Source organism: Kamptonema sp. UHCC 0994 (genome assembly GCF_029167235.1).
Taxonomy (GTDB): domain Bacteria; phylum Cyanobacteriota; class Cyanobacteriia; order Cyanobacteriales; family Microcoleaceae; genus Kamptonema.
The window spans coordinates 1-2,255 of record NZ_JARFTR010000032.1 but is presented as its reverse complement, the minus strand read 5'-3'; the positions used below and the strand labels follow the sequence as shown (position 1 = coordinate 2,255).

Sequence of the window (2,255 nt, the reverse complement as noted above, 5' to 3'; positions counted from 1 at the left end):
CGTTACGGATAATTTTGCATAAGTCCTGTTAAAATATTTCCAATGACTTCCCTCTAAAAAAATCCAAGCTTACCTGACTATCAAGTTGCTTTGGTTGGCTTAATTCGCGAATAGGCTGTAGATAAAAATTACTATATTTCCAATAATCAAACTGTCTAAGGACGCGATAACTAATTGTTTCTAAAAAATTCATTAATCTCTTTTGATTCACTCTCCTAACTTCGATGATTACGTCCGGTTGATATTTTAATAATATCTTTTTAGCTCCTTCTAAAACATCAATTTCTAACCCTTCCACATCGATTTTGATTAAATCTATTGGCTCTTGTACTAATTCATCCAAAGGCAGAACTTCTATTTCCCCCGTTGCACTAGCTACCACTTCATTTAAACACAAATCCCCGGCTGGATGTTCTACCAGAGTAGATTTGCCTGGAAATCGGCCAACAGCATAGCCTAATTTGGATAAATCTACATTACTAAGTTGATTTAAAAATATATTTCTTTTTAACAAATCAATTGCACCTGGATGAAACTCAATAGGAATCACTTTAGCCGCTGTCATCACTTTGGCAAAATAGACTAAATGGTTGCCAGTATTTGCTCCTACATCTACAATCACAGGATTTTTAACTTTAACATTTTTATCGATAAATTCCAATTCAGCCAATTCATAAAAATGACCTGATGTGTGAGCAATTTCAACACCGAGATTTTTGCCTGTAATCTCAAAATTTATAGCAGTTTCTTGATAATCAAAGGCAACTTGATGATGGTCACTCAATAAATGATTGACAAAGGATAACCATCTCTGAGAGTTAACATGACTGGGATGCAATTGCAAGATATTCGTAAATATATCTCTGGCTTCAAAGAGGCGATTTTGTCGTACTAATATATTTCCAATTGACCAATGAGATTCAACATCAGTAGGTAATTTTTCTAAGGCAGTTTTAAAATAGGTAATTGCTTCATCTAATTGACCTTTTTGAATCAAAACTGCTCCGATTTGCCTTAAAGTATTTAAAGAATCTGGTTGAATTTCTACCAAACGCTTAAAACATACAAGAGCTTCATTAAATTCTTCTAATTCCATCAGACAATTAGCTAAATTAGATAAGCCAATCTCATAGTTAGAATCAAAAGAAAGTGCTAATCGATAAAACTCTATGGCTTTTTCTATATCACCTTGCCTTTTATAAATAACGCCTAAGTTACTTATACTCTCAATGTGATTTCTCTGAACTGCTAAGATTTGAAGATAAATAGATTCAGCTTCTTGTAATTGTTCGTTTTGTTGATAGTTCAAAGCTATCTGAAAACTCTTTTCTATACTCATCATAGTTGTAATACTGACCTCTGGATGGTAAAGATACCGCCCAGAGGGCGGCGTTACGTGAGAATCGAATTAAACTAATCCTGCTGGGTCGAAAATTGGCGAGCCCCAATTAGAGAAAAAATAACTGCTGCACCCAATAAAATCGGCACAATATACCAAGGAAACTTGGTTAAATCGTAGGCTGCGGCTCTCAATCCAATACTAGCATAAGTCAGTGGCAAGAGATAAACTATTGTTTTCAAAGCCATTGGCAAAGTTGCAGGATCGAAAAAAGTTGCTCCCAAAAATGACATGGGAACTATAAGGAAATTGTTATATAAACCAACAGCTTCCAGGGATTTTACCGTCAACCCTACAATTACACCCAAACCAGAAAATACCGCACAATTGAGCACTATTACCAGCAAAAATAGCGGATTGAGAAATACCAGCTTTTGAGTGAATAAAACTGCTACTAAAATCACTGAAGCCGAAGTTAGTAAACCCCGGACAATTCCCGCTAGCATTTTACCAGTATGCAAAGCTAAAGGATGCACTGGCAGTAATAGTAATTCCTCAAAAGTTTTAGTGTATAGGCGTTCCCCACAAATGGAAAATACCGTACCGCTAAAACTGATTGTCATTGACGATAAAGCTACCATTCCTGGTAACATAAACTCTAAGTAATTGCCGCCAATGGCGGGTTTAGGCAATGAACTACCTAATCCCAAACCAAAGGCTAAAATATAGATGATTGGTGATACTAAACCAGCAGCCGCAACTGGGAGAATTCTGATTCGTAAATCTAACCAATCTCCCCAAAAAACGGTAAGAGTGTCAGCTACAATATGTTTGAGTGGGGATTCTGTCATGTTAAGAATTAGGTGAGGAAGTTTTGAGCGTTGTAACGCCGCCCTCTGGGCGGTAAAGATACCGC

General features: G+C 36.5%; 2 protein-coding genes. Both read right to left on the bottom strand.

Annotation, left to right across the window (positions count from 1 at the left end):
- Positions 1-28: 28 nt before the first annotated feature.
- Positions 29-1,342, bottom strand: a complete 1,314-nt coding sequence (locus PY364_RS02775) for a protein arginine N-methyltransferase (protein WP_275520334.1) — start codon at positions 1,340-1,342, stop codon at positions 29-31.
- Between the two features lie 71 nt (positions 1,343-1,413).
- The gene (locus PY364_RS02770; protein WP_275520336.1) at positions 1,414-2,190 is read right to left on the bottom strand and encodes an ABC transporter permease; all 777 of its coding nucleotides are present in this window, start codon (positions 2,188-2,190) and stop codon (positions 1,414-1,416) included.
- Between the last annotated feature and the right edge of the window lie 65 nt (positions 2,191-2,255).